Source organism: Fusibacter tunisiensis (assembly GCF_016908355.1).
In the GTDB taxonomy this organism is placed as follows: Bacteria; Bacillota; Clostridia; order Peptostreptococcales; family Acidaminobacteraceae; genus Fusibacter_D; species Fusibacter_D tunisiensis.
Genome location: NZ_JAFBDT010000073.1, coordinates 1 through 1,039, shown reverse-complemented (window position 1 = coordinate 1,039; position 1,039 = coordinate 1). Strand labels below are relative to the sequence as shown.

Below are 1,039 nucleotides of genomic sequence, written 5' to 3'. Positions count from 1 at the left end.
AAGTTATTGGTCAGTAAGTGGTGAATGACTCTGATTAATTTTTTAGCAACATGAGAGTTAGCAACATAATGATGTTTACCTTCGGATTTTTTCTTTTGATAGTATTCTTTAAAAGTTGGATCTCTCATAGCAACTAATCTAGCAGCTTCAAGAATAGCCCACCTGAGATAAGAAGAGCCACGTTTAACCATCTTCATGCCTGTGGCGACAAACCGTCCTGATTCGTATGTAGAAGGTTCTAGACCGGCAAAAGCTAAAAGCTTGGATGGAGAATCAAAACGATTTATATCACCAATCTCAGCAAGGATTACAGAAGCAAGACCGTAAGAAATACCAGGAATAGTAAGAATAGGACTTTGAATTTCATCCATAATGCTTTTAATCTCATTATCAATCTTATTGATTTCATTAGAATAAACTTCTATGAAAGATAAAGTTTGAGAAAGTTCAAATGAGATAGCTCGGCTGTCGGTTCCTATTGATTTAGCAGCAGTTTCTTTTATAAGTATTGCTTTTTCCTTGCGATATTTTCCTTTAGAGTGCTTGATTAGAAGGTTTGTAAGTTTAGTAAGATGTGCAGAAGTAATGGCCTGTTTAGAAGGAAATGCTTTAAGTAGTTCATAAGTAGATTTTTGATTTAATGAATAAACGACCGAAGCAAGCTCAGGAAACATGATATCAAGAATTCTATGAAGAGAAATTTTGTATTTAGCAAGATTGTCTTTAATCCGGGATTTATGTCTAGTAAGTGACTTAAGCTCACGAAGATGGTATGATACATCTGAGTGGGGTTTAAAGTTACCTGACTGCAGCATAAGCGCAATGAGTTTGGCATCAATCTTGTCTGTTTTACTTTTTCTAAGCGTATGAGCTTTTCTGAAAAGGTTTGTCTGAAGCGGATTAAGAACAATCAGCGGGAACTGGTTATCGATGATGAATCTCATAAGGTTAAGGCTGTAGTGACCAGTAGCTTCAAGTCCCACTTTAATTTTATCTTTAGATACATTAGGGATGGCTTCTAATAAAGTATTGAATCCAT

At 35.4% G+C, this 1,039-nt stretch carries 1 protein-coding gene; it reads right to left on the bottom strand.

Features of this window, described 5'->3' with window-relative positions:
* A partial coding sequence (locus JOC49_RS13125) for an IS110 family RNA-guided transposase (protein WP_204665487.1) occupies nt 1–1,039 on the bottom strand: 1,039 nt, incomplete at both ends.